Raw genomic sequence first — 989 nt, 5'->3', positions numbered from 1 at the left:
GCCAACGCGCTGCTCGGCGGTGACTTCTACGACTTCGTCCAGACACCCGACCGGACCGTCCACGTAATGGTGGGCGACGTGGCGGGCCACGGCCCCGACGAGGCTGCCCTTGGGGTCGCCTTGCGAATTGGCTGGCGGGCGTTGACCTTTGCCGGCCTTCGCGGCAACGATCGCATGCGCCAGCTGGAGCGGATCCTGCGCGCGGAGAGCCCGGGGCCTCGAATCTTCGCGACGGTGCTGAGCCTCGCGCTGTCCCCGCACGACCGCAGCTTCACCGCGGTCAGGGCGGGACATCCCGGCATGCTGCTGCACGGACCCGACACGGTCGAATGGCTTGAGCCTGCTGCCGGTCCCGCGCTCGGGCTCGGTGCCACGGACTGGCCGGTCGTCGAGTTGGAGTTGCCCAAGGAACACGGCTTGCTGCTGCTTACCGACGGGCTGTTCGAGGGGCACTCCGGTGTCGGAAACGAACGGCTCGGTGAGGACGGTCTGCTCGAATTGGCCAGATCGCGGACGGCGCTGACCGGCTCGGCGTTCGTGGAGGCACTCATCGGGGGCGCCGAGGAGCTGGCCGGGCTGCACGGCGGCCTCTCCGACGACATCGCCGTCGTGCGGGTGGAGCGCACCGACTGATGACGACCACCCCCGTAACGGCACCGAAACGATCGTCCCCGCTCACCGTCCAAGGCTGGCAGACCCTGGTGCTGTCCATCATGGGCCTGCTCGTCCTCGGCGCCGGAATCGCCGGCGGGCTGCTTCTCAGCAGGTATGACGCGGTGGCCCACCAGCTGATCGACGAGATCCAGCCGTCGCGCTCGGCGGCATATCAAATGCAGGCGGCGCTGCGCGACCAGGAGACCGCCACCCGGGGGTACGCCATCTCGGCCGACCGCCAGTTCCTCGACCCGTATTACGCCGGGCAGCAGGCCCAGGAGGCGGCCGCCAAGGAGCTCCGTCAGCGGGCGGGCGGGCGGGCGGAGCTGCTCGCC

The 989-nt window shown here is 70.2% G+C and carries 2 protein-coding genes; both read left to right on the top strand.

Annotated elements, in window-relative coordinates; all coding sequences use genetic code 11:
• Positions 1 to 633: PP2C family protein-serine/threonine phosphatase (locus tag B1790_RS34020; RefSeq protein ID WP_142271689.1), on the top strand; the 633-nt coding region annotated here is incomplete at its 5' end.
• Positions 633 to 989 (top strand): CHASE3 domain-containing protein (locus B1790_RS34015; RefSeq protein WP_198952200.1); only part of this gene is annotated, 357 nt, incomplete at its 3' end. The genes B1790_RS34020 and B1790_RS34015, both read left to right, overlap by 1 nt.

This window comes from Mycobacterium sp. AT1 (assembly GCF_002043095.1).
GTDB lineage: Bacteria > Actinomycetota > Actinomycetes > Mycobacteriales > Mycobacteriaceae > Mycobacterium.
This window is presented reverse-complemented; position numbering and strand designations above follow the sequence as displayed.